The following is a 26,871-nucleotide window of genomic DNA, read 5'->3' as shown; positions in this document are numbered from 1 at the left end:
CTCCATCCGGGCTACGGCACTGACGCATTGCAGCGCCATTTTTCTGTCCCGAATTGTGCGTCATCCCTGAACCTGCGGACAACCCCGGGGACACGGGGACGACGAGCGAGGGGGAATGGGATGGACCAGGACAACAGGGACTGGTGGCGGCGCGGCATCTTCTATCAGGTCTATCCGCGCTCGTTCGGGGATAGCGACGGCGACGGCGTCGGTGATCTCAGGGGGATCATCGCGCGGCTGCCTTATCTGACGCGGCTTGGCGTCGATGCGGTCTGGCTGTCGCCGATCTTCGCCTCGCCGATGGCCGATTTCGGTTACGACATCTCCGATTACACCGGCATCGATCCGCTGTTCGGGACGATGGAGGATTTCGACGCGCTGGTCGCGGCCGCCCACGATTCCGGCCTCAAGCTGATCCTCGATCTGGTGCCGAACCACAGCTCCGATCAGCACCCCTGGTTCATCGAGGCGAAGAGCTCGCGCGAGAACCCGAAGCGCGACTGGTACATCTGGCGCGATCCGGCGCCGGATGGCGGCCCACCCAACAACTGGCTGTCGGAGTTCGGCGGCAGCGCCTGGGCGTATGACGAGGCCTCAGGCCAATACTATTATCACGCCTTCCTCGCGCAGCAGCCCGATCTCAACTGGCGCAATCGCGAGGTCAGGGACGCGATCTACGACGTGATGCGTTTCTGGTTGCGCAAGGGCGTCGACGGCTTTCGTGTCGACGTGATCTGGCACCTGATCAAGGACGCCGAATTCCGCGACAACCCGCCGAACCCGCACTACCGCGAGGGTCGGCCGCCGCACGAGAAGGTGCTGACGCAGTATTCCACCGATCAGCTCGAGGTGCACGCCGTCATCACCGAGATGCGCGGAGTCACCGAGGAGTTCGACAACCGCGTGCTGATCGGCGAGATCTATCTGCCGCTGCACCGGCTGGTCGCCTATTACGGCAACGATCTGCGCGGCGCGCAGATGCCGTTCAACTTCGCACTGCTGTCGACCTTGTGGAGCGCGCGCGCCGTCGAGCAGATCATCGCCGACTATGAGAAGGCGCTGCCGCCGGGTGCGTGGCCGAACTGGGTGCTCGGCAACCACGACCGGCCGCGGGTGGCGAGCCGGGTGGGACCTGCGCAGGCGCCGGTCGCGGCGATGCTGCTGCTGACGTTGCGCGGCACGCCGACGCTCTATTACGGAGACGAGATCGGCATGCACCAGGTTGCGATCGCCCCTGGCGAGGTGCGCGATCCCTTCGAGAAAAATGTGCCTGGCATCGGCGTCGGCCGCGACGGCTGCCGCACCCCGATGCAATGGAGCGCCGAACGCTATGCCGGTTTCTCGACCGCGAAGCCGTGGCTGCCGCTGGCGCAGGATTTCGCACGCGACAATGTCGCAAGCCTCGAGGCAGATGGAGCGTCGATCCTCAACCTCTACAAGGCGCTGATCGCGTTGCGTCGAAAGTTGCCACAGCTCGTCCATGGCAGCTACGAGCCGGTGGCGGCGCACGGCGATGTGCTGCTCTACCGGCGGCGCAGCGTCGAGGGCGTCGCGGTGATCGCGCTGAATTTCGGCGCGGCGCCGGCCTCGGTCTCTTCCAGCGCGATCGGCTTCAGCAACGAGGTTCTGCTGTCGACCTTGATGGACCGGCAAGGCGAGAAGGTCGAAGGCGTGCTCGACCTGCGCGCCAATGAAGGCGTGATCCTCGGCCCGCATCAGGATGATTAGCGCGGCTTGCGGGGTTCGTTGGTATCGATATCGCTGCGCTTCAGCAGGTAGTCGAGCCCGCCGACCCTGTACCAGCGATAGCCGTAGGCCTCGATCAGAAGCTTGTGACGGCCATCGTCGGCGCGGCTGTGATCCTCGGTCAGGAGGTTGACCAGGAGATTGCCGGCGTCGTCAGGCAGCCCCACGTTGAACGATATCTCGAGCGGCTTTTCCGCGAAATTGTGCACGAACAGCACCGAGTTGTTGCGCCAGTCGTAACGAATGACCAGGACGGCCGGAGTTCGGCTGCTGATGACCTTGAAGTCTCCCCAGCCGATCTCGGGGACTTCCTTGCGCATGCGGATGATGCGTTCGGTCCAGTTCAGCATCGAATTCGGGTCGCGTCGCTGCTTGGCGGCGTTGACGTGTTGATAGCCATAGGGACCTTCGTCGATCACCGGCACACATGGCCGATCGCTCTCGGTGAAGCCACCATGCGGTTCGGTCGACCATTGCATCGGCGTGCGTGCGCAGGCGCGCTCGGGCAAGTCGAGATTGTCACCCATGCCGAGCTCGTCGCCGTAGCGGATCACGGGCGTGCCGGGCAGCGTGCACATCAGGCTGTAAGCGAGCTCCAGACGCCGGCGGTCGCCGCCCAGCATGGGCGCGAGGCGCCGACGGATGCCGCGGCCGTAGAGCTGCATGCTCTTGTCGGGACCGAACGCCTTGAACACCGTCTCGCGCTGCGCCTTGGTGAGGCGGCCGAGGTCGAGCTCGTCGTGGTTGCGCAGGAACAGGCCCCATTGCGCGGTCGGAGGCCGTGGCCTGGTCGCCGTCAATGCTTTCGCCAACGGCTTCGTATCGGCTGATGCCAGCGCGTAGAACAGATGCTGATTGACGTGGAAGTTGAACATCATCTGCATGCGGTCGCCGTCGCGCCCGAAATACTCCATGTCCGTCTCGGGCAGCACATTGGCTTCGGCGAGGATGATCGCGTTGCCCTGACGCCATTGCAGGAATTCGCGAAACGATCGCAGCATGTCATATTGCTCGACCGGCTTGCGCACCGAGCTGCCCTTGGTCGCGATCACGAAGGGCACGGCGTCCATGCGGAAGCCGGAGACGCCGAGCTGGATCCAGAATCCCATGATCTTGAGGATCTCGGCCTGCACGTGCGGGTTCGATGTGTTGAGGTCCGGCTGGAAATCGTAGAAGCGATGGAAGTACCAGGCACCGGCCTGCTTGTCGCGCGTCCAGGTCGATTTCTGGACGCCGGGAAACACCATGCCGGTGTTGGCGTTGGCGGGCTTCTTGTCGGACCAGACGTACCAGTCGCGGAAGGGCGAGTCCTTCGAGCTCCTCGCGGATTTGAACCAGGCGTGCTGATCCGAGGTGTGATTGACGACGAGGTCGATGATCACGCGGATGCCGCGTTGCCGGCAGCCATGGGTGAATTCGACAAAATCGCCCAGCGTGCCGTAGCGCGGATCGACGCCGTAATAGTCCGAAATGTCATAGCCGCCGTCCCTGTTGGGCGACGTCTGAAATGGCATCAGCCAGATCGTGGTGATGCCGAGCCCGTCCAGATAGTCCAGACGCCGCAGCAGGCCGCCGAAATCGCCAATGCCGTCGCCGTTGGCATCCATATAGGTGCCAACGGACAGGCAGTAGATCACGCCATTCTTGTACCAGAGGTCGTCGATCACCAGGCTGTCCTCTCCGGCGGGGCCGGGAGATAAGCGGCGAGGCGGCGACGGGTTCCTGCCCTGAGCGTCATCCCGCAAGCTGCGGGACGACGCGCGTGGGCCGCATTCCCGGGCCGTATTCCTGGGCCGTATTCCTGGACCGGCTGCTACCGCTTGATCTGCGCCTTCAACGTATCCTCGACCACGCGATCGAATGATGATGCCTTCGGTGCGCTCTTGCGGTGCTCGGCGACGTATTTGTCGCGCTTGGCGACCAGCGCGGCGAGCTTTTCGTTCAACGCCTTGCGCCGGGTGATCTGCTTGTCGACCTCGGCGCCGCGCGCCTCGGGCTTCATCGCGCGGAGATTGTCGGGCAGGTCCTCATCCCTGACCTTGGCGATCTCGTTGCGGCCGGCGGCGACGTCGGCGACCAGGTCGCCGTCGCCGGTGACTGCTTCCGACGTCGCCTTCGACCGCTTGTTGATGAAGCTTGCCATCTCCGAGGCGCGCGCCGGTGAAGCGGCGGCGACGCTTGCGAGCTGTTGGGTCTTGGATTCCGTGCGCTTCTGCAGCGCGCGCGGGCCGTAGGGAATCACGGTGCCGTTGATCTCGCGCTGCAGGATGATGATGTCATCGTCGAACGGCGTCTCGATCGTGACGATCTGGCCGCCATCCTGCGGGATCGGAATGAACTCGCCGTTGCCGTGTTGCGCGATATCGCGCCACACCCGCTCGGTATCCTGCGCGTTGCCGGCGAGCACGGCGTTGACGATGATGTCCTTCTGCTTGGCGACCGCGAGCGTGACCGGGTATTTGGTGTCCTGCGCATAGTCCATGTGCGGCGGGGCGTCGCCGACCAGGAACACGATGCGCGTGCCGTCGCGGCCCTGCGTCCACTGCATCTTGTTGACGGCGACATCGAGCGCCTCGTTGACGCTCTCCGGCCAGTCGCCGCCGCCGCGCGCCTTCAAGTCGAGCAGATTGCCGTAGAGATCCTGGATGTCGCGCGTCAGCTCGACTTTCTGGGTGACATAGTCGTCGCCGATGTCGCGATAGGCGACCAGGCCCATGCGGATATCGGCGTCGGGATTGGAATCGACGATCGCGGTCGCGATCGACCAGATCTTGCGCTTGGCGCCCTCGATCAATCCGCCCATCGAGCCCGTGGTGTCGAGCACGAACGCGACCTCGACCACGGGCTTGGCGATGGCGGAGGACAGTCCGGCTGTTAGCGGCAGGGTTGCGAGAGCGAAGACGAACGAGCGAAGTGTGATGCGTGACCGCATGGGTCTCTCCAGTGGTTTCGTCCCTCGGAACCAAAGTTCCACCGGCTTCGCGGTGGCTTGAGGCCGGAATCGCGGCGGCCTGGGTGCGAATTTGCGGCCGATTCCGGCGCTGCCGTTGGGTCATGGAATCGGATAATCTCCTTGGATGGAGTCGCCCGCCCGCCAGATCACGCTCGTGCCCGCGCCCGACCGACGCCAGTCGGAGACTGCGCTCGCGATCGCGCGCGGCACGGCGAGACTTCTGAGATCGCTGGGATTTTCCTGCATCAGCGAATTGCCGCTGCCGTCCGGCCGGCGGGCCGACCTGGTCGCGCTCAATGAACGCGGCGAGATCTGGATCGTCGAGATCAAGTCATCGATCGAGGATCTGCGCGCCGACCAGAAATGGCAGGACTACCGGATGCATTGCGATCGGCTGTTCTTCGCCTTCACGCAGGATCTGCCGTGCGAGATCTTCCCCGCCGACACCGGGCTGATCATCGCCGACGCCTATGGCGCGCATCTGCATTGCGAAGCGCCGGAGCATCGCCTGCCGGCCGCCACCCGCAAGGCGATGACGGTGCGGTTTGCGATGGCGGCAGCCCAGCGCATCAACCGCCTGGTCGATCCGCAGGGGCATGAGCTCTGAAGTGATCCGTCGTCCTGAGTGGAAGCGAGCCTCGAAGGATACACGCCCGGCCGGTGACCGACGACCGTTCGAGACGGCCGCTTCGCGACCTCCTCAGCGTGACGGTGTTTAAGTCGCAGAATGAGTCGAGCTACGTAGCCCGCATGAAGCGCAGCGCAATCCGGGTAAGCCTCCCCGCGGATGGTCCGTCCCGGATTTCGCTTCGTTTCATCCGGGCTACACGTATTTGCAAAAGCAAATGGCCGGGACGAGCCCGGCCATCGCGAAACCATATGAAACGTCGCTTAGCGCGGCGCGCGCTTGGCGAGGATGCGCTGCAGGGTGCGGCGGTGCATGTTGAGCCGGCGCGCGGTCTCCGAGACGTTGCGGTTGCACATCTCGTAGATGCGCTGGATGTGCTCCCAGCGTACGCGGTCCGCCGACATCGGGTTGGCCGGCAACTCGGACTTCTCGGTGCCGGTCGCGAGCAGCGCGGCGACGACGTCGTCGGCATCGGCGGGCTTCGAGAGATAGTCGACGGCGCCCATCTTCACCGCGGTCACGGCGGTGGCGATATTGCCGTAGCCGGTCAGCACGATCGCGCGCGCCTCGGGACGCTTGCGCTTCAACGCCGAGACGACGTCGAGGCCGTTGCCGTCGCCGAGCCGGAGGTCGACGACCGCGAAAGCGGGCGCGGCGCGGCCGATCTCGGCGAGACCATCGGACACTGTGTCGCATGACTTCACTGCGAAGCCGCGCGTCTCCATCGCGCGCGACAGGCGTTCCAGGAACGGCTTGTCGTCCTCGACAATGAGGAGCGAGCGGTCGGCATGGTCATTCAGTTCAGTGATGGCGTTCACGGTCCATTTTTCCCTGTGGCAGACACCCTATTATATGGGGGTCTACTGCGGCGCTGCCAAGGCAGCCGAAAGTCGCGTGCAACTCCAGGAAGAGCGATGCATCCGGTATGCCAGACTTGCGGTTAAGAACCATTCTTAGGAGTTAGGCTTCGTCGCCAGGTGCGGCTTCCTCGAAGCGTTCACGCGGCCAGACGATCTGCACCACGGCGCCGTGATCGGGGAACGGGCGATTGGTAAACGACACCTTGGCTCCGGTGCGTTCCAGCAGTGTCCTTGCGATGAAAACGCCCAAGCCCAGGCCGCCACGCGCGTTTTGGGCCTCATCCGCGCCCCGGCGGCGCGACAGATACGGCTCGCCGATCCGCTTCAGCATGTCAGGCGCGATGCCGGGGCCGTCGTCGGAGACCACGATCTCGATGGTTTCCGCGTTCCACCACGCGTTCACCTCGACGGTCTGGTGCGCGAAATCGACCGCATTTTCGAGAATGTTTCCGACGCCATAGAGGATCGCGGGATTGCGCGCGGCGACCGGTTCGTGCGTTGCTGCGACAGCAAGCCGCACCTTGATGTTGATGCCGAAATCGCGATGCGGTGCCACCGCCTCCTCGATCAGGGTCGACAGCTTCATGGTGTCGAACGGCGCACCGCTCGATGACAATTGCGCAATCTTGCTCAGGATGTCGCGGCAGCGCTGCGCCTGTTCGCGCACGGTCTTGAGGTCGCCGGTGATCGCCGGGTCATGCACCGTCTTCTCGAGCTCGCGCGAGATCAGGAAGATCGTCGACAGCGGCGTGCCGAGTTCGTGAGCCGCGGCGGCGGCGAGGCCGTCGAGCTGGGTCAGATGTTGCTCGCGCGTCAGCACCAGCTCGGTCGCAGCCAGCGCATCGGAGAGCTGGCGCGCCTCCTCGGTCACCTGGAATGCATAGAGGCTGGTGACGCCGATCGCGAGCAGGATCGAAAGCCAGACGCCGATCAGATAGATCGGCGGCAGCACCAAGGGATCGTCGGCGTCCCATGGCAGCGGCAGATGATAGAAGAACAGCGCCGAGGCGCAGGCGACCGCAAGGCAGCCGAGCGCAATCGTCAGCCGGATCGGCAACACCGTGGCCGAGATCAAGACCGGCGCCAGGAACAGGAACGAGAACGGGTTCTGCAAACCCCCGGTGAAATACAGGAGGCCACCGAGCTCGACGATGTTGAAGGCGAGCAGGGCCGCGGCGTAGGCCGGCTCCAGCCGCTGCATCGGGTTGAACGCGATCTGCAGCGCCAGATTGAGCAACGCCGAGAACGTCACGATGATGATGCAGGGCACGATCGGAACGTCGAATTCCAGCCCCTGGGCGACGATGAAGATCGCGACCAGCTGGCCGAGCGCGGCGAGCCAGCGCAGCCGCAGGATCGTATCCAGGCGGACATAGCGGCGAGGTTGGCTGAAATCGGAAGCGAAGTCGGTCATGTCTGGACTTTAGCTGTGCCGTGGGCGGCGCACAAATTCGCGACTTAGCGCATGGATGCGGGGCAAGCCTTGCGCTTATTGTCGCAATGGCTCAATGACGGCCATATGCAACAGCGCGGGACAGGTCAGGGACACGCGCCCGCGGCCGATCAGGACGGGTCGGCCGCGATCGACGTGGCGCACCTGGTCAAGGTCTACAAGACCACCCGCGCGATCGACGATATCTCGTTCCGCATCGCGCGCGGCAGCATCACCGGCCTGCTCGGCGGCAACGGCGCCGGCAAGACCACGACGATCGCGATGATCATGGGGCTGGTGCTGCCGACCTCGGGCAGCGTCAGCGTGCTGGGCGCGAAGATCCCCGAACAGCGTTATGACGTGCTCGGCCGGATGAATTTCGAGAGCCCCTATGTCGACATGCCGATGCGGCTCACCGTGCGGCAGAACCTGACGATTTTCGGCCGGCTCTATGCCGTGAAGCATCTGCGCGAGCGGATCGACCAGCTCGCGACCGATCTCGATCTCAAGGAATTTTTGGACCGCTCCAACGGCAAGCTCTCCGCGGGGCAGAAGACCCGCGTCGCGCTGGCGAAGGCGCTGATCAACGCGCCGGACCTGCTGCTGCTCGACGAGCCGACCGCGTCGCTCGATCCGGACACCGCAGACTGGGTCCGGCAGCATCTCGAAACATACCGAAAGACCCGTAACGCGACCATCCTGCTGGCCTCGCACAACATGCTGGAGGTCGAGCGGCTCTGCGACCGCGTCATCATCATGAAGCGCGGCAAGATCCAGGACGACGACAGCCCCGAGCGGATCATGGCGCGCTACAACCGCGACACGCTGGAGGAGGTGTTTCTCGATGTGGCGCGCGGCCGCCTCCGGGAGGGCGCGCCAGAGGGCACATCATGAGCGAGATCGTCAGCCATCACCAGCGCGGCATCTCACTGCATCGCATCAATGCGATGGTGCTGCGCTATTGGTATCTCCTGATGTCGTCATGGCCGCGGCTGCTGGAGCTGATCTACTGGCCGGCCTTGCAGATCATCACCTGGGGCTTCCTGCAGAATTACATCTCGCAGACATCCGGTTTCTTCGCCAGGGCGGGCGGCACGCTGATCGGCGCCGTGATCCTGTGGGACATCCTGTTCCGCGGCCAGCTCGGCTTCTCGATCTCGTTCCTCGAAGAGATGTGGGCGCGCAATCTCGGCAATCTGATGATGAGCCCGCTGAAGCCGATCGAATTCCTGCTTTCGCTGATGATCATGAGCCTGATCCGGCTCGCCATCGGCGTGATCCCGATGACGCTGCTGGCGCTGTTCTTTTTCGGCTTCAATTTCTACGCCATCGGGCTGCCGCTGATCGCGTTCTTCTGCAATCTGATCTTCACCAGCTGGTCGGTCGGCGTGTTCGCCTCGGGCCTCGTGCTGCGCAACGGGCTCGGCGCCGAGAGCATCGTCTGGACGCTGATGTTCGCGGTGATGCCGCTCGCCTGCATCTACTATCCGGTCGAGGTGCTGCCGGGCTGGCTGCAGATTGTCGCCTGGACGCTGCCGCCGACCTATGTGTTCGAGGGCATGCGGTCGCTGCTGATCGATCACGTGTTTCGCGCCGACCTGATGGCGTGGGCGCTGGCCATCAACGCTATCCTGTTCGCTGCCTCTTTTGCGGTCTTCCTTGCCCTTTTGCAGAGCGCCAAGCGCAACGGCTCACTGCTGTCAGGTGGTGAATAAATGTCACTTTCCCGTGGATTTTCGGCCTTTTAGCCCGATATCGACCCCACATTCAGCTCGCGGCGCATTGACGCATTGTTGCGCATTGGTCAGTATGCTGCGGCGCAAACAGGGGTCTGAGAATACAATGCCCATCGGTGAATTTGGCGGTGCCCCGCCACTAGCGGCGGAAGGCAGCCCGGCACTCACGACGCCGCTGTACTGGATGTATGAGATGGCGCATGCGTCGCTCAACCCCGCGCGCGCGGTGACCGACGCCACCAAGATCCTGTTTCAGAACCCGCTCAATCCGTGGTCGCACACCGAGTTCGGCAAATCGATTGCCGCCGGCTGCGAATTGTTCGAGCGCACCACGCGCCGCTACGGCAAGCCGGACTGGAACCTGCAGACCACCGAGGTCAACGGCATCCGCACCGCGGTCGAGGTGCGTACGGTCTGGGAGAAGCCGTTCTGCCGTCTGCTGCATTTCGATCGCAAGCTGACGCGCCCGCTGCGCTCGCCGCAGCCGCGCGTGCTGATCGTGGCGCCGATGTCCGGTCACTATGCGACGCTGCTGCGCGGCACGGTCGAGGCGTTCCTGCCGACGCATGAGGTCTACATCACCGATTGGGCCGATGCGCGCATGGTGCCGCTCGCGGCCGGCCGGTTCGATCTCGAGGACTACGTCGATTACCTGATCGAGATGCTGCACGCGCTCGGCGGCAACATGCACATCATCGCGGTGTGCCAGCCGTCGGTGCCTGTCGTCGCAGCGGTTTCCGTGATGGAAGCCAACAACGATCCGTTCGTGCCGCTGTCGATGACGCTGATGGGCGGCCCGATCGACACGAGGCGCAATCCCACCGCGGTCAACGATCTGGCTGCGGAGCGTGGTATCGATTGGTTCCGCAACAACGTCATCACCAAGGTGCCGTTTCCGCATCCGGGCGTGATGCGCGACGTCTATCCGGGCTTCCTGCAGCTCAACGGCTTCATCAGCATGAACCTGGATCGGCACATGGACGCGCACAAGGCGCTGTTCGCCAATCTGGTGAAGGGCGACGGCGATCTCGTCGACAAGCACCGTGAATTCTATGACGAATACCTCGCGGTGATGGATCTCACCGCCGAGTATTACCTGCAGACCGTCGACCTCGTGTTCGTCAAGCACGCGCTGCCGAAGGGCGAGATGATCCATCGCGGCAAGCCGGTCGATCCGTCGAAGATCCGCCGCGTCGCGCTGATGACGGTCGAAGGCGAGAAGGACGACATCTCCGGTCTCGGTCAGACCGAAGCGACGCATGCACTCTGCACCGCAATTCCGAACCATCGCCGCGTGCACTACGTGCAGAAGGGCGTCGGGCACTATGGCGTATTCAACGGCTCCCGGTTCCGCTCCGAAATCGTGCCGCGGATCTCCGATTTCATGGTCTCGGCGGCCAATACGCGGCTTTCCCTGGTCGCCGCGGCGGAATAGGTATCGCCCCGGCCGCGATTTTCGCGGTCGCACAAGCTGTTGATTTAGCTAAAAGAATCTCAAATCGGCCAAGGCTCAAGTGATGAATTTAATTTCATCTCTTGGGCCTTTTTCGCGACTTTGATTCATTAGAAAAATTCCGGTTCCGCCCCCTGCCGGTAGAGGTCAATTAACGGCCAACCCCTGTATATTGGGCAAATGATTTGTTTTTGCGCCGAGCGCTTTCCCTGGCGGCGGATATGGCAAAGTTCGGGCGAACTCCTGCTCCCCGGACTCTCAGAAATGGCTACTCGCGCGCTCCTCTATCGGCGGCCTGCCGAACCCGCGACCGTATTGGTCAGACACGGCTCCCAGTTTTTCACGGTCAGGTTGCGCCGGCACAGGCGCGCGCGCCGCTACACCCTCAGGATACATCCGACCGATCGTGAAGCGATCCTGACGATGCCGCCCCGCGGCACGATCATCGAGGCCAAGGAGTTCGCCAACGTCCATGGCGGCTGGATCGCCGCCCGTCTCGGCCGTTTGCCGAAGGCGGCACCGTTCCAGCCCGGCACCGTGGTGCCGCTGCGCGGCGTGCCGCATCGGCTGGTGCATCGCTCGGGCGAGCGCGGCACGGTGTGGACCGAGACGCGCGACAGCGGTGAGAAGATCCTTTGCGTCGCCGGCGGCGTCGAGCACATGGACCGCCGGGTGCATGACTTCCTCAAGCGCGAGGCGCGCAAGGACCTGCAGAAGGCGGCGCAGCTTCACGCCGCGGAACTCGGCGTGCGGGTGCGGCGGATCTCGATCCGCGACCAGTCCAGCCGCTGGGGTTCGTGCACCTCGGCCGGCTCGCTGTCGTTCTCGTGGCGGCTGATCCTGGCGCCGCCCTTCGTTCTTGATTACCTCGCTGCGCATGAGGTCGCCCATCTCGTCGAGATGAACCATTCGGCGCGGTTCTGGCGGGTGGTCGACAAGGTCTGCGCCTCGGTCACGCGCGCCAAGAACTGGCTCGACACCCACGGCAACGACCTGCACCGTTACGGGATCCAGGAGTAGGCGACGTTCTCGTCGCTCTGCCATCCCCGCGCACTTTCTCCGCCACCCATGCTGTCATCGCCCGCGAAAGCGGGCGATCCAGTCGTGTAGGATGGGTAGAGCGAGACGAAACCCATCAATTGATGTCCGCGGCACGAAGCTGAGGGGTTTCGCTGAGCTCTACCCAAGCTATGCCGCTGTCATCGTCCGCGCGGTACGTAGCCCGGATGGAGCGCAGCGTAATCCGGGGTAGCTTTCACCATTGCGCGAGTGGTCCCGGATTGCGCTGCGCTTCATCCGGGCTACGAGGCGGCGACGCGGCCGCGCCTACCGGAACAACCGATCCGCCAGCCAGCCATCCAGTCCCGCCGCGGCTTCCGGCCGCGCATTCGGGTTGGGCGGCGGCGCTGAGGCGCGGGCCGGCGTCGGAGGAGGCTGGCGATAATAGCCGCCGGATGGCACCGGCGCCGCTGGCGGCGCCTGCATCGGCGGTTGAATCTGCAGCGGTGCCGCCGGCGCTGACGGCGCCGATATCTGCGACGAGATCTGCATCAGGTTCGCTGGCCCCCAACTGCCCTGCGAGTTCGGGATTGCCGCCACCGGCACGCCCTGATGCGCTGATTTCATGAAACGGGTCCACACTTCCACCGGCAGGCCGCCGCCGGTCGCCTTCTTGGTCGGCGAGTTGTCGTCATTGCCGAGCCAGACGCCGGTGACGAGTTTTGCGGTATAGCCGATGAACCAGGCGTCGCGATAATCCTGGCTGGTGCCGGTCTTGCCGGCGGCGGTCCAGCCGGGGATCTCCGCCTTGCGCGCGGTGCCCGAGATCAGCGTCTCGCGCATCATCGTGTTCATCATCGCGTCGTAGCGCGGCTCGATCACCTGGTTGGGCGGATCGACCGGGCGATCGTAGAGCAGCTTGCCGGTACTGGTCTTGATCCTGGTCACCACATGCGGCGACACGGCGTAGCCGCCATTGGCAAACGGCGCATAGGCGCCGACCAGCTCGAGCACGGACACTTCCGAGGTGCCGAGCGCGATCGAGACGTTGGGCTCGAGTTTGGAGGAGATGCCGAGCCGGTGCGCGGTACGCACCACGTTCTTGGCGCCGACCTCGACGCCGAGCCGCACCGCGACCGTGTTCAGCGACATCGCCAGCGCCTGGGTCAGGGTCACCGAGCCGAAATATTCGTGGGTGTAGTTCTCCGGCTTCCAGCCCTTGATGTCGAGCGGCGCGTCGGTGCGGATGGTGTCCGGCGTCAGCCCGGCCTCGACCGCGGTGAGATAGACGAACGGCTTGAACGATGAGCCCGGCTGCCGCTTCGCGGTGACGGCGCGATTATACTGGCTCTCGGAATAGTTCCGGCCGCCGACCATCGCGCGCACTGCGCCGTCCGGCGTCATGGCCACCAGTGCGCCCTGGCTGACATTGAACTTCACGCTCTTGGCAGCGAGCTCGTCGATCACGGCGGCTTCGGCCACGTTTTGCAGCTTCGGATCGATCGTGGTCTGCACAATGATATCCTGATCGATCTGGCCGACCAGGTCGTCGAGCACTTCGCCGATCCAGTCGGCGACGTAGTTCACGGTGCCGGCACCGGCCGGCTTCACCGCGATCGACGGCTGGCCGATCGAGGCTTTTGCTTGGGCGTCGGTGATGAACTTGGCGTCGGCCATCGCAGCGAGCACGACCTGCGCGCGCTGCTCGGCGCCTTCGGGGTTGCGGTTCGGCGCCAGCCGCGACGGCGACTTGACGAGGCCCGCGAGCATCGCGGCTTCCGGCAAGGTCACGTTCTTCGCCGACTTGCCGAAATAGCGCTGCGCCGCGGCTTCGACGCCATAGGCGCCGGAGCCGAAATAGACCCGGTTGAGATAGAGCTCGAGGATCTCGTTCTTGGAATGCTTGCGCTCCAGCCACAGCGCGAGCTCGGCCTCCTGCAGCTTGCGCTGCATGGTGCGTTCCTGGGTCAGGAACAGGTTCTTGGCGAGCTGCTGGGTCAAGGTCGAGCCGCCCTGCGACACACCCCGATGCAGCAGGTTGGTCACCGCCGCCCGCAGGATGCCGACCGGGTCGACGCCGAAATGCGAATAGAAGCGGCGGTCCTCGATCGCGATGAAGGCCTTCGGCAGATAGGGCGGCAGATCCTTCAGCGCGATGTTGGCGCCGGCCATCTCGCCGCGCTGCGCCAGCACGCTGCCGTCGATGCCGACGATCTGGATCGTCGGCGGCCGCTTGGGAATTTCCAGCGACTGGATCGGTGGCAGATGCGCGCCGACCCACACCACGACACCGATCACGGCAATGCCGGCCCACAGGCCGAGCACCGCGGTCCAATAGAACAGCCGGCCGATGCCGAAGCCGCGCGACTTGCTGCGCCGCTTGCTGCCGCTGCGCGACGGGCGCGGCCTCTCGCTGCTGGACTCGCTGCCCTTGTCGATATTCTTGTCGATATTCTTGGGCTTCGATTTGGCAGGCTTGTCGTCGCCACCGCCGGGAACGCGATCGGAGGGCGATAGCCGGAGGTCGGCAAGCGCGGCCGGAAGCCCGAACAGCGGCTCCTTGCGCGCACCGCCTTTTTTACGTCCCCACGCCATCCGCAACGCTCACACCCTGACAGGGTCGCACGCTAGCGTTCCCGGTTTAAGGGGCGGTTACGCAAAGCTTAACGGGGGATTAGGAGGTGGGGCAGCGCGTGTTACATAGAGATGGAACAAGCGAAAAAAGGAGCACCGCATGGGCCATATCGATCCGACCAAGGACGTCTTCGCGCAATTCCGGGACAACAACCGGCCGGGCCCGATCCACATGCTCAACCTGGTGCGGTTGCGCGAATGGGCCGCCTATCCCGACGGCCGCAAGGCCACCGGCGCGGAGGCCTACGCCGCCTACGGCCGCGACAGCGGCCCGGTGTTCGAACGGCTCGGCGGCCGCATCGTCTGGCAAGGCCGCTTCGAGCTGATGCTGATCGGTCCGCAGGACGAGCGCTGGGATCACTGCTTCATCGCGGAGTATCCAAGCGTCGCCGCCTTCGTCGAGATGATCCGCGATCCCGCCTATCGCGAGGCGGTGAAGCATCGCCAGGCCGCGGTGGAGGATTCGCGGTTGATCCGCCACGCTGTGCTGCCGGTCGGCAAGAATTTCGGCGAGATTCCGGCGTGAGCGCGCAGCAAAGCGCGGTGGATATCGGTCATCCAGAGGAGCGCGCAGCGGCGTCTCGAAGGATGCACGGCCACAGTTGGGCCGTCGACCCTTCGAGACGCGCTGCGCGCTCCTCGGGGTGACGGTGACGGAGCTTCCATTGCCCCAAAAGCAAATCGGCGGCCCGGAGGCCGCCGATCGCAATTTCAAACCCGCGCGAACCGCTAGCCCGCCGGGCCGGCGTCCTCGAGGATCGGGCCGAACAGCTCCCAGCGCTCGCCGTTGAACTTCATCATCTGCAACTGCTTGTTGACGCGGTAGTCGTTCGGCGTGGTGTTGCCCTTGATGCCGGGCAGCGCCATGTCGAGGTCGACGTTCTTCAGATTGGTCGCCTGCTTCAGCACGTTGTCGCGGGTCAGCTCGTCGCCGCACTGCTTCAGCACATGCACCATCAGCTGGGCGGTCGAATAGCCGTAGGTGTTGAAGTTCGAGTTCTTGTCGCCGTCGGGATAATACTTGGCCATGAAGTCGAAATAGCGCTTCATGCCCGGATCGTCCTTCCACTGCGGATCGGCCGGATCCTTGCCGTAGTTGGTCGAGATCAGGCCCTTGGAGGCCTCCAGGCCCGCCGGCTGCAACACGGCGCCGACCGAGGTGGCGTTGATGTCGACGATGTGGATCGGATGCCAGCCGAGCTCGGCGATCTTCTTGATCGCCTGCGCCGCCTGCTTCGGCGTCGAGGCCGAGAAGAACAAGTCGGCGCCGGCATCCTTGATCTTGATGACCTGGGAATCGATGGTCGGGTCGGAGACCTCATAGGAGGCTTCGGCCACGATCATCTTGGCGGCCTTGTCGCCGAGGCCGGCCTTGATGCCGTTCAGGTAATCCTTGCCGAGGTCGTCGTTCTGATAGAGCACGCCGATCTTGGCGTTGGGATGCTCCTTGAGGATGTACTGGCCGTAGATGCGGCCTTCGACGAAGTAGTTCGGATTGAAGCCGAGCGTCCAGGGGAAGTTCTTCGGATCGGTGAATTTCGAGGCGCCGGTGGCGGCGAACAGCTGCGGCACCTTCTTGGCGTTGAGATATTTCTGCACGGCAGCGTTCGACGGCGTGCCGACGATCTGGAAGGTCAGGAGCACCTCGTCGCTCTCGACGAGCTTGCGCACCTGCTCGACCGCTTTCGGCGGCGAATAGGCGTCGTCATACTGGATCAAATTGATCTTGCGGCCGTTGATGCCGCCCTGATCGTTGATCATCTTGAAATAGGCCGCCTGGGTCTTGCCGATCGAGGCATAGGCGGAGGCCGGTCCGGAGAAGGGGACGGTCTGGCCGATCTTGATTTCGGTATCGCTCGCGCCGGGATCGTATTTCTTCTGCGCGGAGGCCGCCGTTGCTGACAGCGCGATCGCGAGCGCCGTTCCCGTGACCAGGTGGAAAATCCCGTTCCTCATAATGCTGTTTCCCTCACGTGACTGATGTTGGCCGATGATCTTGTCCGCGGGTTCAAGGTCCGCGGTCGCCATCGCTTGCGCCGGATACTGGAGGAACCGTTGCTGCGACGCAAGACGAGCGGTGCCGAAAAGGCGAGCAATTTCAGTCAACCAAAGTAGGGGGCGGTGCGAAAAGACGGGTGGGGCGAGGAGCGCCGAGTCCGCTTCACCTCGCCCCGCTCGCAGATGAGGGAGAGTCTCCGCGGCGGCAGCTGCTATCCAGCACTCTCAGCTGTCATCGCCCGCGAAGGCGGGCGATCCAGTATTCCAGAGGCATTAGTAATTGAGCCGATAGGCCGCTGCGTACTGGATCCCCGCATTCGCGGGGATGACAGCTGCGTGGGCGGCTTCGATGGGACGAAACCACTAACCCGCCGGGCCGGTGTCCTCGATGATCGGGCCGAACAGCTCCCAGCGCTCGCCGTTGAACTTCATCATCTGCATCTGCTTGTTGATGCGATAGTCGTTCGGCCCCGTGGTGATCGACATGCCCGGCAGCGCGAGCGACGGCACGAACTTCTTCAGGCTGGTCACCTGCTTCATCAGGTTCCCGCGGGTGAGGTCGTCGCCGCACTGCTTAAGCACCTGGATCAAGAGCTCGGCGGTCGAGTAGCCGTAGGTGTTGACCGTGTTGAGCTTGTCGCCTTCCGGATAATATTTGTCCATGAAGGCGAAATAGGCCTTCACGCCGGGATCGTCCTTCCATTGCGGGTCGGCGGGATCCTTGCCGTAATTGGTCGAGATGATGCCCTTGGAGATGTCGAGGCCGGCCGGCTTCAGCGTCGCCGACACCGGGCTCGCATTGATGTCGAGGATGTGCACCGGGTGCCAGTCGAGGTCCGCGACCTTGCGGATCGCCTGCGCCGCGAATTTCGGCGTCGACGCGTCGTAGAGCAGATCGACGCCGGCGGCCTTCAGCTTGACGATCTGGGAATCGACGGTCGGGTCGGTCAGTTCGTAGGACACTTCGGCGACGATCATGCTGGCGGCCTTGTCGCCGAGCCCGCTCTTCAGGCCGGCGATGTAGTCGCGGCCGAGATCGTCGTTCTGGTAGAAGATGCCGATCTTGGCGTTGGGGTGATTGGCCAGGATGTATTTGGCGTAGATGCGTCCCTCGGACTGGTAGTTCGGATTGAACGCGATGGTCCACGGCGCATTCTGCGGGTCGGAGAAGCGCGAGGCGCCGGTGGAGGCGAGCAGCTGCGGCACCTTCTTGGCATTCAGATATTTCTGCACGGCGGCATTTGATGGCGTGCCGATGATCTGGAAGGTGAACAGCACCTCGTCGCCCTCGACCAGCTTGCGCACCTGCTCGACCGCCTTGGGCGGCGAATAGGCGTCGTCATACTGGATCAGGTTCAGCTTGCGGCCGTTGATGCCGCCCTGATCGTTGATCATCTTCATGTAGGCCGCCTGGGTCTTGCCGATGCCGGCATAGGCGGATGCGGGGCCCGAGAACGGCACGGTCTGGCCGATCTTGATCTCGGTGTCGGTCGCGCCGATGTCGTATTTCTTCTGCGCGGCGGCCGATGTAACCGACAACGCGATGGCAAGCGCTGTCGCAGCGAGCAATTGCACGCTCCTCATGTCCGTGACCTCCCTGTTGCCGGTGATCTTGTCCGCAAGGCTCGGGCCGACGGATGTCACCGTTGCACGGGATGATGGAGGAACGGCAAGGGCATTGCAAGACGATGCCCCCTGCGCGCGATGTCGCGTTTGAGCATGATCCGGAAAAGTGCGAAGCGGTTTTCCGAGAGGATCATGCTCCAGAAAACAAAGCGCGCCCGCGCTTTAGGCCAGCCAGAGCAGCATCAGCGCGAGCGCAGCGGGAGCCGCCTGCACATAAAGGATGCGGCGGCTGACGGTGGCGGCGCCATAGGCACCGGCGACGATCACGCAGAGCAGGAAGAATGTCTTGATCTGGAACGCGAAGCCGGCATTGCCGTGCACCAGGCCCCAGATCAGTCCGGCGGCAAGGAAGCCGTTATAGAGCCCCTGATTGGCGGCGAGCACGGCGGACTCGGTTGCCTTCTCGATCGAGTTGCGGAAGGTCTTCAGCCCGAGCGGCTTGGTCCAGAGAAACATCTCGAGCACAAGGAAATAGATGTGCAGCGCGGCCACCACCGCGACCAGAACATTGGCAAGCAAAAGCATGATGCGGTCCCCCCAGAGCTTCGATTCTGATTGAATCAGAATCGAAGCTCAAGATTGTTGTTTTGACGCGTTTTCTTCACGCGAACCGGTGTCCACTTCGCTCGAAAACGCTCTAACCGGAATTCGGGTGGACGCTAGCACGCGGGCGGTCGATTGTATGCCGAGCGACCTGTTTCCAGAGCGACGACAATGGCCGACCGCAAGACCGCACAGACCTTCAACCTCGACCGCCTCGCGACCCCGATCGGCACGGCGCTGCTGGTGACCGATGACGGCGGCGTGCTGCGCGCGCTCGATTGGGACGACTATGAAGGGCGCATGCTCGACCTGCTGCGGCTGCACTATGGCACAGTGACCTTGCAAGACGGCGGCGCGCCGGCTGCGATGCGCAAGGCGCTCGGCGATTACTTCAAGGGCGATCTCGATCGGCTTGCGGATGTCGAGTGGCGCGTCGCCGGCACGCCGTTCCAGCAGAAGGTCTGGCACGCGCTGCCGACAATTCCACACGGCACCACCATGAGCTATGGCGCGCTGGCTGTGAGGCTGAAGTCGCCGAATGCGATGCGCGCGGTCGGCCACGCCAACGGCTCCAACCCGATCAGCGTCGTCGTGCCCTGCCACCGCCTGATCGGCGCCAATGGCTCGCTGGTCAAATATGGCGGTGGACTGGAACGCAAGCGCTGGCTGCTGCGCCACGAGGGCGTGGAGCTATAGCGGCGCATGTGAGCCGCGGTGCGGCGCTCAATCGAGATCCTCGCGAGGCATGTTGCGCAGATCACGCACGATATAGCAGAACACAATGAGCGAGGGCACCCACGCGAGGATCGCTCCTACCAGCATCGCATCGACTGTCGTCATGGGGACTCCCTTGGGTGTCGTCAGACCAGTTTTCGCGACGGGCCGCCGGTTCTGGAGGAAGGGTAGAGCCACTTCCAATAGGCCCTGTTGCGCTCCAGCTGCCGCTTGTAGATCTCCCGGCACTTGGTCGAGCAGAATTGCTCGAAATACCAGCTATGCCGGATCAACCCGAACGGTCGCTTGCATCCCGGATTCCCGCAACGGCCTGTCATGACGCGGCCTCCGCCTCCGCATTCGCGCGCCAAAGCCAGCGAATGAAGTTCTCCTGACCTTTGTAAAGGCAGAGGCGTCCGCAGTAGCGTTCACCGGCCGGATTGCGCAAACAGATGATCTTGGGCGCTTCGCCGTCACATTGGGCGCAGCGCGGTTCCGCACGCATGGCGACCTCCCTCCGAGAAATTGCCATTTGCCAGTCGAGAATGTTGGATGCTGTTTTCTGTCGTCGATCTTCCCGAGCGACGACGTGCGCGAAATCTCGCGCTCACGCCGCCGATCCGCAACCTGTCCAGATGTTTTGCGCCATCATCCTTGCGTATAGCCGGTCCGGTCATGGCTGGTCCGAACTCATTCGACGGGCGCCGTGCCGGGCTGAGCGAGGGCTACATCGAGGCATTTGATCAGCGCGTCGCCGTCGAAGGGCTTGATCAGAAAGCAGATCGCTCCTGCCTTCAGGGCCCGGACGCGATCGCTTTCGACGGAGAACGCCGTGACGAAGATGAACGGAAAGCGCCGTCCGCTGGCAATCAGGTGGCTCTGCAGGTCGAGCCCGCTCATGGCCGGCATCCTAACGTCGGCGATCACGCAGGATGTGTCATTCAGGTGCGGCGAGTGCAGGAATTCCTCAGCCGACGCGTAGGTCTCGACCGCGTAGCCCAGCGACCTGACGAGGTTGTCGGTCGCGGTGCGAACCGACAAGTCATCGTCGATGATCGATATCACTGGCGGGTTGGACAAGCGGGTTGTTCCTGGGGACGGGCGGCAAGTCCTGTGGTCCGTGCAATGCTGCAGGAGCACAGTGCGTCGCCAACCGGGCCCGGAGAATCATACTTAGGTTTGCGCCCCGCCGGATGCCGGCCCGACCCCGAGGATTTGCGCCATCCTGACCAGGTCAGGCAGCGATTTTGCCGCCATTTTCCGCATGATGTGCCCGCGGTGGATCTTGACCGTGATCTCGGCCACGCCGATCTCGGCGGCGACCTGCTTGTTCATCAGCCCCGCCGTGACGAGGGTCATCACCTGGCGCTCGCGCGGGGTCAGGGTCGCGAAGGCCGCCCGCAGGTTCGCCAGAACCTTGGCCTCACCGCGACGATTTCTGTCGCGCTCGATCGCCGTCGTGACCGCATCCAGCATGTCCTGGTCGCGGAACGGCTTGGTCAGGAAGTCGACAGCGCCGGCCTTCATCGCCCTGACCGTCATCGGGATATCGCCATGGCCGGTCATGAAGATGATCGGAATATGAATGTCGGCCCTCACCAGCTCCGCCTGAAAGTCGAGGCCGCTCACCCGGGGCAGCCTGATGTCCAGGATCAGGCAACTCGGGACGTTCGGCGGCTTGTGCTGCAGAAATTCGTGGGCCGATCCGAACGCCGCCGTGCGCAGGCCGACGGACCGGAACAGATTGCTCAATGCGTCCCGCACGGATGCGTCGTCGTCGACGACGAAGACGACCGGATCCTCGGCGTTTGCCAGCGCGGTTGGCGATGTCGCGCGTCCGGTCACCATGCCCGATCCTCTTGACCCAGCGGCAAGGTGAACTGGAACGTCGCGCCGTGACCGGTATTCGCGGCCACCGACAGACGGCCTCGATGGGCTTCGACGATCGAGCGGCAGATCGACAACCCCATTCCCATGCCGCTGGCCTTGGTGGTGTAGAAGGCATCGAACAGGCGTTCGGCGTTCTCGGTCGCGACCCCGACACCGCAGTCGGCGACCGTGACCACGATCTGCCCGGCCTCGTCATGGCGGGTCCGGATCACCAGCTCCCGCGGCCTGTCCGCGACCGGCTGCATCGCCTCGATGCCGTTGACGATCAGATTCAGGATGACTTGCTGCAGCTGGATGCGGTCGGCGACAACAGGGGGGAGTGCGGGCGCGAGGTCCAGCTGCAAGGACACATGGTGGCTCTGCAGCTGATGCTGCACCAGGCTGATGACCTCGTTGATCGCCTCATTGATATCGAGCGGCGCCCGCTGATCGGTGGTCTTGTTCGCCAGCGCGCGGACGCGCTGGATGATCTCGCCCGCCCGGTTGCCGTCGCTGATGATCGAGCGCACCGCTCCGCGGGCTTCGTTCAGATCGGGGGCTGCCCGGTTGAGCCACCGCAGGCAGGCCGCGGCGTTGGCGACCACGGCGGCAAGCGGCTGGTTCACCTCGTGGGCGATCGATGCGGCAAGCTCGCCGAGCGCCGTCACGCGCGTGACGTGCGCGAGGTTGGTCTGCGCTTCATGCAGTTCCGCTTCGGCCCGCTTGCGGGCGGTCACGTCGGTGACCGCTCCGATGAACTCGATGTCGCCCGCGAGGCTGGTCACCGCGTGCGCCCTGGCGTGGACATATTTGATCGTCCCATCCGGCATCAGCAATCGGTAGCCGTGCTCGAAGTCCTTGCCGTCGAGCGAGGCGCGGTCGATGGTCCGTTGCACGCGGCCGCGATCGTCCGGATGGATGCGCTGCAGGACCGTGTCATGCTTGAGGGACGGAACCCGGTCGAACGCGAAGATCCTGAACGTCTCTTCCGACCAGATGATCTCGCCGCTGGCGACGTGCCAGCCGAAGCTGCCGGTGTGGCTCAACCGCTGGGCTTCGGTCAGGTACATTTCACTCTGCTGCAGTGCATTTTCGGCCTGTTTGCGCTCGGTAATGTCCTCGCACGCGATCAGGACGATCAGTTGATCGTCCAGCCGCCGCACGGCCTTGGCATTTTCACGAACCCAGAGCCTCGAGCCGTCCTTGCGGACCTTGCGGATTTCCCAATTGTGGGTTTGGCCGATGTTGTCGAGGCACGCTGCGACGTTGCGCTGGACCATGGGGTGGTCTTCGGCGGCAAACACTCTCAGCACCGATTGTCCGAGCAGTTCGCTGACGGCGTAGCCGAGTTGCGCGGCGCCGAACGTGTTGACCGACAGCACGAGGCCCGTCGCGTCGACCATGAAGTACATGACCGGGTTGTGTTCGAACACCTCCTTCCACTGCGCTTCGCTATGGCGTAGGGCCTCCGTCGCGCGCTCTTCGCTGCCGGCGCGGCCGCGCAACATGGCTTCCAGCTGCCTGCTGGTGCGGCTCGCCACGCGCATCACCAGCAATGCGGCGGCGAGTGACGCGACGAGCAGCGCCAGGGCAATCAGATGGGCGGACGCCGCAGGCCGCGGGCCAAGCACCAGCCCAACGCAGGTTGCCGCCAAGGCCAGCACCATGCCGCCGAGCAGCCATTGCTCGGCGGACCAGGGCCTCGTGGTCGGGATGCGCATCATCGGCAGCACCAGCACTTGGCTATTCGGCACTTGGCTCCAGCACTCGGCTATTCAGCACTTGGCCGTCCAGCACTTCGCCGTCACGGGCGTGCGCTGCGTCGCTAGGTGACCGCTACCATCAGCGGCGACAACGTCGCCCTCCTAACAGGTTGCACATTAGCAGCTTTCTCGACGCCCGGACCGGATCATGCGGATCTTTTTGGCAGTCCACGCGCGGGGCATGGAGTCGCGCGGAAGGCGAATGCGCCGGACGTGCTCAGGTCCAGGTTGCGAATAAACCTAAGTATGTCGTTCCCATCCGAATGTAACGGCCGGATCAACCTCCGTTCAATGGCCCGTGCCATCGCGCTGACTACGCTTGCTGGGTAACTCGATGACGGTAGAGCTTTCCGGGGTTCAGCAATCGCCAATCAGCGACGGGAGATAGAAATGCCCAAGGCGCGCTTGCATTTGATCCTTTGCTCCGACGGCGTCGAGCACGAGGCAAGGGTTCACAGACGCGATCGCAGCTTCCAGCCTTCCGTCATCGATGGCGGCAAGCAAGCCGCCGATCCGCCGGCCGACACTTCCTGGATCGACCTGCTCGACGCCTTCGATTTGAGCGTGGTGCTCTGTCAGGCCAGCTACCTGGCCTTGCTCGGGGCGAGCCTGGCGGCGCTGCAGCTGCAACTGAACGTGCCGGATCCAGGATCGTAGCCCGCCCTGGATCTAGGTCCGGCAGGCTGCCGGGACCGGAAGCGCTGGCTGCTCACGCCTGGGTCGCGCAAAACGGGTCCGACAACAGCCTCCGTGAGAGCCCGGAATCCATTCCCCGTCTAGCCCCGGCCCTGATGGATTCCGGGCTCAGTTCCCTCCACGTCATTCCGGGGCTCGCGAAGCGAGAACCCGGAATCCATCGTGCCGCATGTGCTGCGGCTTGATGGATTCCCGGCTCGGCCCTGCGGGCCGCCCCGGAATGACGAGTGGAGGAGTCGGCCTCACGCCGCCGGCTTCGCCGCCTGGTCCTCGCTCGACAGCAGATGCAGCAGCGCGCTCTTGATCGCGGCCTGCCGGGTCGGCGCCGTGATCTGGGCGCCGAGCAGGTCGGTGACGTAGAACACGTCGCGGGCACGTTCGCCGAACGTCGCGACATGGGCGGATGCGATGTTGAGGTTGAGCTTCGAGATCGCGGTGGTGAGCTGGTAGAGCAGGCCGGGCCGGTCGAGGCCGGAGACCTCGATCACGGTGTAGCGGTCGGACCACTGGTTGTTGATCGTGACCTCGGGCTCGACGACGAACGGCCGCGCCTTGCTGCGCACCGCGCGCTTGGCCACCGCCTCGGGCAGCCTGAGCTTGCCCTCCAGCACGTGCTCGATCATCTCGCCGATTCTGGTGGCGCGGCGGCCCTCGTCTTCGTCGCGGTCGTATTCGCGCGAGATCGAGATGGTGTCGAGCGCGCGGCCGTCGGTCGTGGTGTAGATCTGCGCGTCGACGATGTTGGCGCCGGCCGACGCACAGGCGCCGGCGATGATCGACAGCAGCCAGGGATGGTCGGTCGCCAGGATCGTGAGCTCGGTGACGGCGCGGATCTCGTCGAAGCCGACATTGATCGCGAGCTTGTGGCCGGCCTGTTCGCTGGCTCGGATGAAGCGCGCCTGGCGGATCTTGCGCGGCAGCTCGACCTTGAGCCAGTAGGCCGGATAGTGCCGGCCGATATAGGCGTTGAGCTCGGTCTCCGGCCATTCGGTGAAGGCGCGGCGGAATTCGGCCTGCGCCACCGCGATGCGCTGGGCGCGATTGACCTCCGAGAAGCCGCCGGTCAGCACCGGCTCGGTCTCGTAATACAGCGTGCGCAGCAGCTGCGCCTTCCAGCCGTTCCAGACGCCGGGGCCGACGCCGCGGATGTCGGCGGTGGTCAGGATCGTGAGCAGCTTCATCTGCTCGACCGACTGCACCACGGCGGCGAAATTCTCGATCGTCTTGCGGTCCGACAGGTCGCGCGATTGCGCCACCGTCGACATCGTCAGGTGCTCCTCGATCAGCCACGCCACCAGTTCGGTGTCGGCGGCGGAGAAGCCGAGCCGCGGGCACAGCCGCCGCGCCACCTTGGCGCCGGCGATCGAATGGTCTTCCGGCCGGCCCTTGGCGATGTCGTGCAGCAGGGTGGCGATATAGATCACCGGGCGGTGCTCGGGACGGATCTTGCGGAACAGGTCGCTGGCGACCGTGAACTCCTCGTTGCCGCCGCGCTCGATGTCCTGCAGGAATCCGATGCAGCGGATCAGATGCTCGTCCACCGTATAATGGTGGTACATGTTGAACTGCATCATCGACACGATCTTGCCGAAGGCGCGGATGAAATGGCCGAGCACGCCGGTCTCGTTCATCCGACGCAGCACGGTTTCCGCGTTGTCAGAGGTCAGGATCTCCATGAACAGGCGGTTGGCTTCCTCGCTGTCGCGAAGCTGGGTGTTGATCAGCTTCAGCGAGCGCGTCACGGTGCGCATCGCGTCGGGATGGAAGGCGAGGTTGTTCTGCTGCGCGAGGCGGAAGATCCGGATCAGATTGACCGGGTCATGCTTGAAGACATCAGGCGCGGCGAGGTTGATGCGGTTGTTGTCGACGATGAAGTCGTCGCTGCCGTTAACCCGCCGCCGCTTGGTGCCGGGCCGCAGCCGCGCCACCATGCGGCTCAACACCGGCGCCGGCTTGTTGTGCTCCTCCTCGAGCTTGGCGCACAGGATCGCGGTGAGGTCGCCGACGTCTTTGGCGATCAGGAAGTAGTGCTTCATGAAGCGCTCGACGTCCTGCATGCCGGGATGCGACGTGTAGCCGAGCCGGACCGCGATCTCGCGCTGCATGTCGAACGAGAGCCGCTCCTCGGCGCGTCCGGCGAAGAAGTGCAGATTGCAGCGCACCGACCACAGGAAGTCGGCGCAGCGGCGGAAGGTGCGGTATTCCTGCGCGTCGAACACGCCGCGCTCCAGCAGCTCATCGGTCTCGCGCACGCGGTAGACGTATTTGGCGATCCAGAACAGCGTGTGCAGGTCGCGCAGGCCGCCCTTGCCGTCCTTGACGTTGGGCTCGACCAGATAGCGTGACTGGCCGGCGCGGCGATGCCGCTCCTCGCGCTCGGCGAGCTTTGCGGTGACGAACTCCGCCGCGGTGCCCTGCACCACCTCCTTGTCGAAGCGCTCGACCAGTTCGTCATAGAGCGGCTGGTCGCCGGTCAGGAACCGGGTCTCGAGGATCGCGGTGCGGATCGTCATGTCGCCGCGCGCCTGGCGGATCGATTCATCGACCGAGCGGGTGGCGTGGCCGACCTTCAACCCCATGTCCCACAGGCAATAGAGGATGGCTTCGGCGACCTGCTCGCCCCAGGCGGTCTGCTTGTAGGGCAGGATGAACAACAGATCGATGTCGGATTCCGGCGCCATCAGCCCGCGGCCATAGCCGCCGGTCGCGACCACGGCCATGCGCTCGGCGCCCGAGGGGATCGGCGAGTGGTAGAGATGCCGTGTCGCCGCCGCATAGAGGATGCGGATGATCTCGTCCTGCACGAAGCAGAGCCGTTCGGCGCAACGCCGGCCGTGGCGATCCTTCAGCAGCAGCGCCTGCGCGGTGGCGCGCGCCGCGATCAGCTCGGCCTTGAGCAGTTGCGCCATCGCGGCGCGGAACTGGTCCTCGCGGCCGGCATGCTGTTCGGCGAGTGCATTGACCGCCGCGGTGATCCGCTCGGTCTCGAAACGATCATCCGCTTCAGGGCGGACTTCGGCTACGACGCTGTCCATACGTTCATCCGATATCGGACGGAGCTGTTGCTGTCACGGACCAAAGTATAAGGACAGCAGCTCCATGCTCTCTCAATCGCGCTTTGCGCAAGATCGTTCTCGCGCCATCTCGTAAAGGGTAGAGATTTTCTCGTTGACCGCAAGGCTAACTCATTGAATTAAAAGACCGTTTATTAATCAACAGAA

The 26,871-nt window shown here is 64.1% G+C and carries 22 protein-coding genes; 9 read left to right on the top strand and 13 right to left on the bottom strand.

Going from position 1 to position 26,871, the window contains the following annotated elements:
• The first annotated feature begins 120 nt into the window (after positions 1–120).
• Positions 121–1,728 (top strand): alpha-amylase family glycosyl hydrolase, encoded by a 1,608-nt coding sequence (locus tag BRSPCE3_RS31770; RefSeq protein ID WP_244070408.1) that lies wholly within the window; start codon positions 121–123, stop codon positions 1,726–1,728.
• Here the strand turns inward: BRSPCE3_RS31770 and BRSPCE3_RS31765 are convergent.
• Both BRSPCE3_RS31765 and BRSPCE3_RS31760 read right to left on the bottom strand, forming a co-directional pair.
• The gene (locus BRSPCE3_RS31765) at positions 1,725–3,413 is read right to left on the bottom strand and encodes an alpha-amylase family protein (RefSeq protein ID WP_244070406.1); all 1,689 of its coding nucleotides are present in this window, start codon (positions 3,411–3,413) and stop codon (positions 1,725–1,727) included. The two genes, BRSPCE3_RS31770 and BRSPCE3_RS31765, sit on opposite strands and share 4 nt — an antisense overlap.
• Before the next feature lie 146 nt (positions 3,414–3,559).
• Positions 3,560–4,678, bottom strand: coding sequence for a VWA domain-containing protein (locus BRSPCE3_RS31760; RefSeq protein WP_244070404.1), 1,119 nt, complete (start codon positions 4,676–4,678; stop codon positions 3,560–3,562).
• Positions 4,679–4,823: 145 nt separating this feature from the next.
• Here BRSPCE3_RS31760 and BRSPCE3_RS31755 point away from each other — a divergent pair, with 145 nt between their 5' ends.
• Complete coding sequence (locus BRSPCE3_RS31755; RefSeq protein WP_244070402.1) at positions 4,824–5,306, top strand: MmcB family DNA repair protein; 483 nt, start codon at positions 4,824–4,826, stop codon at positions 5,304–5,306.
• Positions 5,307–5,590: 284 nt separating this feature from the next.
• Here the strand turns inward: BRSPCE3_RS31755 and BRSPCE3_RS31750 are convergent, their stop codons facing one another.
• Positions 5,591–6,145, bottom strand: a complete 555-nt coding sequence (locus BRSPCE3_RS31750; RefSeq protein ID WP_016845514.1) for an ActR/PrrA/RegA family redox response regulator transcription factor — start codon at positions 6,143–6,145, stop codon at positions 5,591–5,593.
• A gap of 142 nt (positions 6,146–6,287) precedes the next feature.
• The gene (locus BRSPCE3_RS31745) at positions 6,288–7,601 is read right to left on the bottom strand and encodes an ActS/PrrB/RegB family redox-sensitive histidine kinase (RefSeq protein WP_244070400.1); all 1,314 of its coding nucleotides are present in this window, start codon (positions 7,599–7,601) and stop codon (positions 6,288–6,290) included.
• 105 nt (positions 7,602–7,706) lie between these two features.
• Between BRSPCE3_RS31745 and BRSPCE3_RS31740 the strand changes: the two genes are divergently transcribed.
• The 4 genes from BRSPCE3_RS31740 (at position 7,707) to BRSPCE3_RS31725 (ending at position 11,828) form a co-directional block, all read left to right on the top strand.
• A complete protein-coding gene (locus BRSPCE3_RS31740; protein ID WP_244070398.1) occupies positions 7,707–8,513 on the top strand; it encodes an ABC transporter ATP-binding protein in 807 nt (268 codons plus the stop codon).
• Positions 8,510–9,334: an ABC transporter permease gene (locus tag BRSPCE3_RS31735; RefSeq protein ID WP_244070396.1), complete on the top strand. Its 825-nt coding sequence runs from the start codon at positions 8,510–8,512 to the stop codon at positions 9,332–9,334. Before BRSPCE3_RS31740 ends, BRSPCE3_RS31735 begins: the two co-directional genes overlap by 4 nt.
• A gap of 127 nt (positions 9,335–9,461) precedes the next feature.
• Positions 9,462–10,790 (top strand): polyhydroxyalkanoate depolymerase, encoded by a 1,329-nt coding sequence (locus BRSPCE3_RS31730; protein WP_244070394.1) that lies wholly within the window; start codon positions 9,462–9,464, stop codon positions 10,788–10,790.
• Positions 10,791–10,988: 198 nt separating this feature from the next.
• The gene (locus BRSPCE3_RS31725) at positions 10,989–11,828 is read left to right on the top strand and encodes a M48 family metallopeptidase (protein WP_244070392.1); all 840 of its coding nucleotides are present in this window, start codon (positions 10,989–10,991) and stop codon (positions 11,826–11,828) included.
• A gap of 306 nt (positions 11,829–12,134) precedes the next feature.
• Here BRSPCE3_RS31725 and BRSPCE3_RS31720 read toward each other — a convergent pair whose 3' ends face one another.
• Entirely contained in the window at positions 12,135–14,402 is a 2,268-nt protein-coding gene (locus BRSPCE3_RS31720; protein ID WP_244070391.1) for a transglycosylase domain-containing protein, read from the bottom strand.
• 139 nt (positions 14,403–14,541) lie between these two features.
• Between BRSPCE3_RS31720 and BRSPCE3_RS31715 the strand changes: the two genes are divergently transcribed.
• Positions 14,542–14,967 (top strand): DUF1330 domain-containing protein, encoded by a 426-nt coding sequence (locus tag BRSPCE3_RS31715; protein WP_244070389.1) that lies wholly within the window; start codon positions 14,542–14,544, stop codon positions 14,965–14,967.
• Positions 14,968–15,170: 203 nt separating this feature from the next.
• Here BRSPCE3_RS31715 and BRSPCE3_RS31710 read toward each other — a convergent pair whose 3' ends face one another.
• From BRSPCE3_RS31710 to BRSPCE3_RS31700, 3 genes are all read right to left on the bottom strand, one after another.
• Positions 15,171–16,397 carry an ABC transporter substrate-binding protein gene (locus BRSPCE3_RS31710; protein ID WP_244070387.1) on the bottom strand — a complete coding sequence of 409 codons (1,227 nt, stop codon included), beginning with the start codon at positions 16,395–16,397 and terminating at the stop codon, positions 15,171–15,173.
• Positions 16,398–16,802: 405 nt separating this feature from the next.
• Positions 16,803–18,023: an ABC transporter substrate-binding protein gene (locus BRSPCE3_RS31705; protein ID WP_244070385.1), complete on the bottom strand. Its 1,221-nt coding sequence runs from the start codon at positions 18,021–18,023 to the stop codon at positions 16,803–16,805.
• Between the two features lie 204 nt (positions 18,024–18,227).
• Positions 18,228–18,590, bottom strand: a complete 363-nt coding sequence (locus BRSPCE3_RS31700; protein WP_244070383.1) for a DUF1304 domain-containing protein — start codon at positions 18,588–18,590, stop codon at positions 18,228–18,230.
• A gap of 189 nt (positions 18,591–18,779) precedes the next feature.
• Here BRSPCE3_RS31700 and BRSPCE3_RS31695 point away from each other — a divergent pair, with 189 nt between their 5' ends.
• Positions 18,780–19,304 (top strand): methylated-DNA--[protein]-cysteine S-methyltransferase, encoded by a 525-nt coding sequence (locus BRSPCE3_RS31695; RefSeq protein WP_244070381.1) that lies wholly within the window; start codon positions 18,780–18,782, stop codon positions 19,302–19,304.
• Positions 19,305–19,656: 352 nt separating this feature from the next.
• Here the strand turns inward: BRSPCE3_RS31695 and BRSPCE3_RS31690 are convergent, their stop codons facing one another.
• The 4 genes from BRSPCE3_RS31690 to BRSPCE3_RS31675 form a co-directional block, all read right to left on the bottom strand.
• Positions 19,657–19,827: a hypothetical protein gene (locus BRSPCE3_RS31690; RefSeq protein ID WP_244070379.1), complete on the bottom strand. Its 171-nt coding sequence runs from the start codon at positions 19,825–19,827 to the stop codon at positions 19,657–19,659.
• A 185-nt stretch (positions 19,828–20,012) separates the two neighbouring features.
• Positions 20,013–20,387: a response regulator transcription factor gene (locus tag BRSPCE3_RS31685; protein WP_244070377.1), complete on the bottom strand. Its 375-nt coding sequence runs from the start codon at positions 20,385–20,387 to the stop codon at positions 20,013–20,015.
• 108 nt (positions 20,388–20,495) lie between these two features.
• On the bottom strand, positions 20,496–21,170 hold the full coding sequence (locus tag BRSPCE3_RS31680) for a response regulator transcription factor (RefSeq protein WP_244070375.1): 675 nt from the start codon (positions 21,168–21,170) through the stop codon (positions 20,496–20,498).
• Positions 21,164–22,930: a PAS domain S-box protein gene (locus BRSPCE3_RS31675; protein ID WP_244070373.1), complete on the bottom strand. Its 1,767-nt coding sequence runs from the start codon at positions 22,928–22,930 to the stop codon at positions 21,164–21,166. Before BRSPCE3_RS31675 ends, BRSPCE3_RS31680 begins: the two co-directional genes overlap by 7 nt.
• A 414-nt stretch (positions 22,931–23,344) precedes the next feature.
• Between BRSPCE3_RS31675 and BRSPCE3_RS31670 the strand changes: the two genes are divergently transcribed.
• Positions 23,345–23,611, top strand: coding sequence for a hypothetical protein (locus tag BRSPCE3_RS31670; RefSeq protein WP_244070371.1), 267 nt, complete (start codon positions 23,345–23,347; stop codon positions 23,609–23,611).
• Positions 23,612–23,892: 281 nt separating this feature from the next.
• On the opposite strand, the gene BRSPCE3_RS31665 is transcribed toward BRSPCE3_RS31670, so the two are convergent.
• The gene (locus BRSPCE3_RS31665; protein WP_244070368.1) at positions 23,893–26,685 is read right to left on the bottom strand and encodes a [protein-PII] uridylyltransferase; all 2,793 of its coding nucleotides are present in this window, start codon (positions 26,683–26,685) and stop codon (positions 23,893–23,895) included.
• Positions 26,686–26,871: the final 186 nt, after the last annotated feature.

It is taken from the genome of Bradyrhizobium sp. Ce-3 (genome assembly GCF_022835695.1).
Lineage (GTDB): Bacteria > Pseudomonadota > Alphaproteobacteria > Rhizobiales > Xanthobacteraceae > Bradyrhizobium.
Note: the sequence above shows the minus strand (reverse complement) of the source record. Positions and strands in the feature narration are given on the sequence as shown.

Coding starts and splice junctions, on each gene's coding strand:
- BRSPCE3_RS31745 (WP_244070400.1), bottom strand. CDS start 7,601: ATGACCGACTTCGCTTCCGATTTCAGCCAACCTCGCCGCTATGTCCGC.
- BRSPCE3_RS31740 (WP_244070398.1), top strand. CDS start 7,707: ATGCAACAGCGCGGGACAGGTCAGGGACACGCGCCCGCGGCCGATCAG.
- BRSPCE3_RS31770 (WP_244070408.1), top strand. CDS start 121: ATGGACCAGGACAACAGGGACTGGTGGCGGCGCGGCATCTTCTATCAG.
- BRSPCE3_RS31665 (WP_244070368.1), bottom strand. CDS start 26,685: ATGGACAGCGTCGTAGCCGAAGTCCGCCCTGAAGCGGATGATCGTTTC.
- BRSPCE3_RS31705 (WP_244070385.1), bottom strand. CDS start 18,023: ATGAGGAGCGTGCAATTGCTCGCTGCGACAGCGCTTGCCATCGCGTTG.
- BRSPCE3_RS31710 (WP_244070387.1), bottom strand. CDS start 16,397: ATGAGGAACGGGATTTTCCACCTGGTCACGGGAACGGCGCTCGCGATC.
- BRSPCE3_RS31760 (WP_244070404.1), bottom strand. CDS start 4,678: ATGCGGTCACGCATCACACTTCGCTCGTTCGTCTTCGCTCTCGCAACC.
- BRSPCE3_RS31755 (WP_244070402.1), top strand. CDS start 4,824: ATGGAGTCGCCCGCCCGCCAGATCACGCTCGTGCCCGCGCCCGACCGA.
- BRSPCE3_RS31670 (WP_244070371.1), top strand. CDS start 23,345: ATGCCCAAGGCGCGCTTGCATTTGATCCTTTGCTCCGACGGCGTCGAG.
- BRSPCE3_RS31725 (WP_244070392.1), top strand. CDS start 10,989: ATGATTTGTTTTTGCGCCGAGCGCTTTCCCTGGCGGCGGATATGGCAA.
- BRSPCE3_RS31730 (WP_244070394.1), top strand. CDS start 9,462: ATGCCCATCGGTGAATTTGGCGGTGCCCCGCCACTAGCGGCGGAAGGC.
- BRSPCE3_RS31715 (WP_244070389.1), top strand. CDS start 14,542: ATGGGCCATATCGATCCGACCAAGGACGTCTTCGCGCAATTCCGGGAC.
- BRSPCE3_RS31690 (WP_244070379.1), bottom strand. CDS start 19,827: ATGCGTGCGGAACCGCGCTGCGCCCAATGTGACGGCGAAGCGCCCAAG.
- BRSPCE3_RS31680 (WP_244070375.1), bottom strand. CDS start 21,170: ATGGTGACCGGACGCGCGACATCGCCAACCGCGCTGGCAAACGCCGAG.
- BRSPCE3_RS31700 (WP_244070383.1), bottom strand. CDS start 18,590: ATGCTTTTGCTTGCCAATGTTCTGGTCGCGGTGGTGGCCGCGCTGCAC.
- BRSPCE3_RS31735 (WP_244070396.1), top strand. CDS start 8,510: ATGAGCGAGATCGTCAGCCATCACCAGCGCGGCATCTCACTGCATCGC.
- BRSPCE3_RS31720 (WP_244070391.1), bottom strand. CDS start 14,402: ATGGCGTGGGGACGTAAAAAAGGCGGTGCGCGCAAGGAGCCGCTGTTC.
- BRSPCE3_RS31695 (WP_244070381.1), top strand. CDS start 18,780: ATGGCCGACCGCAAGACCGCACAGACCTTCAACCTCGACCGCCTCGCG.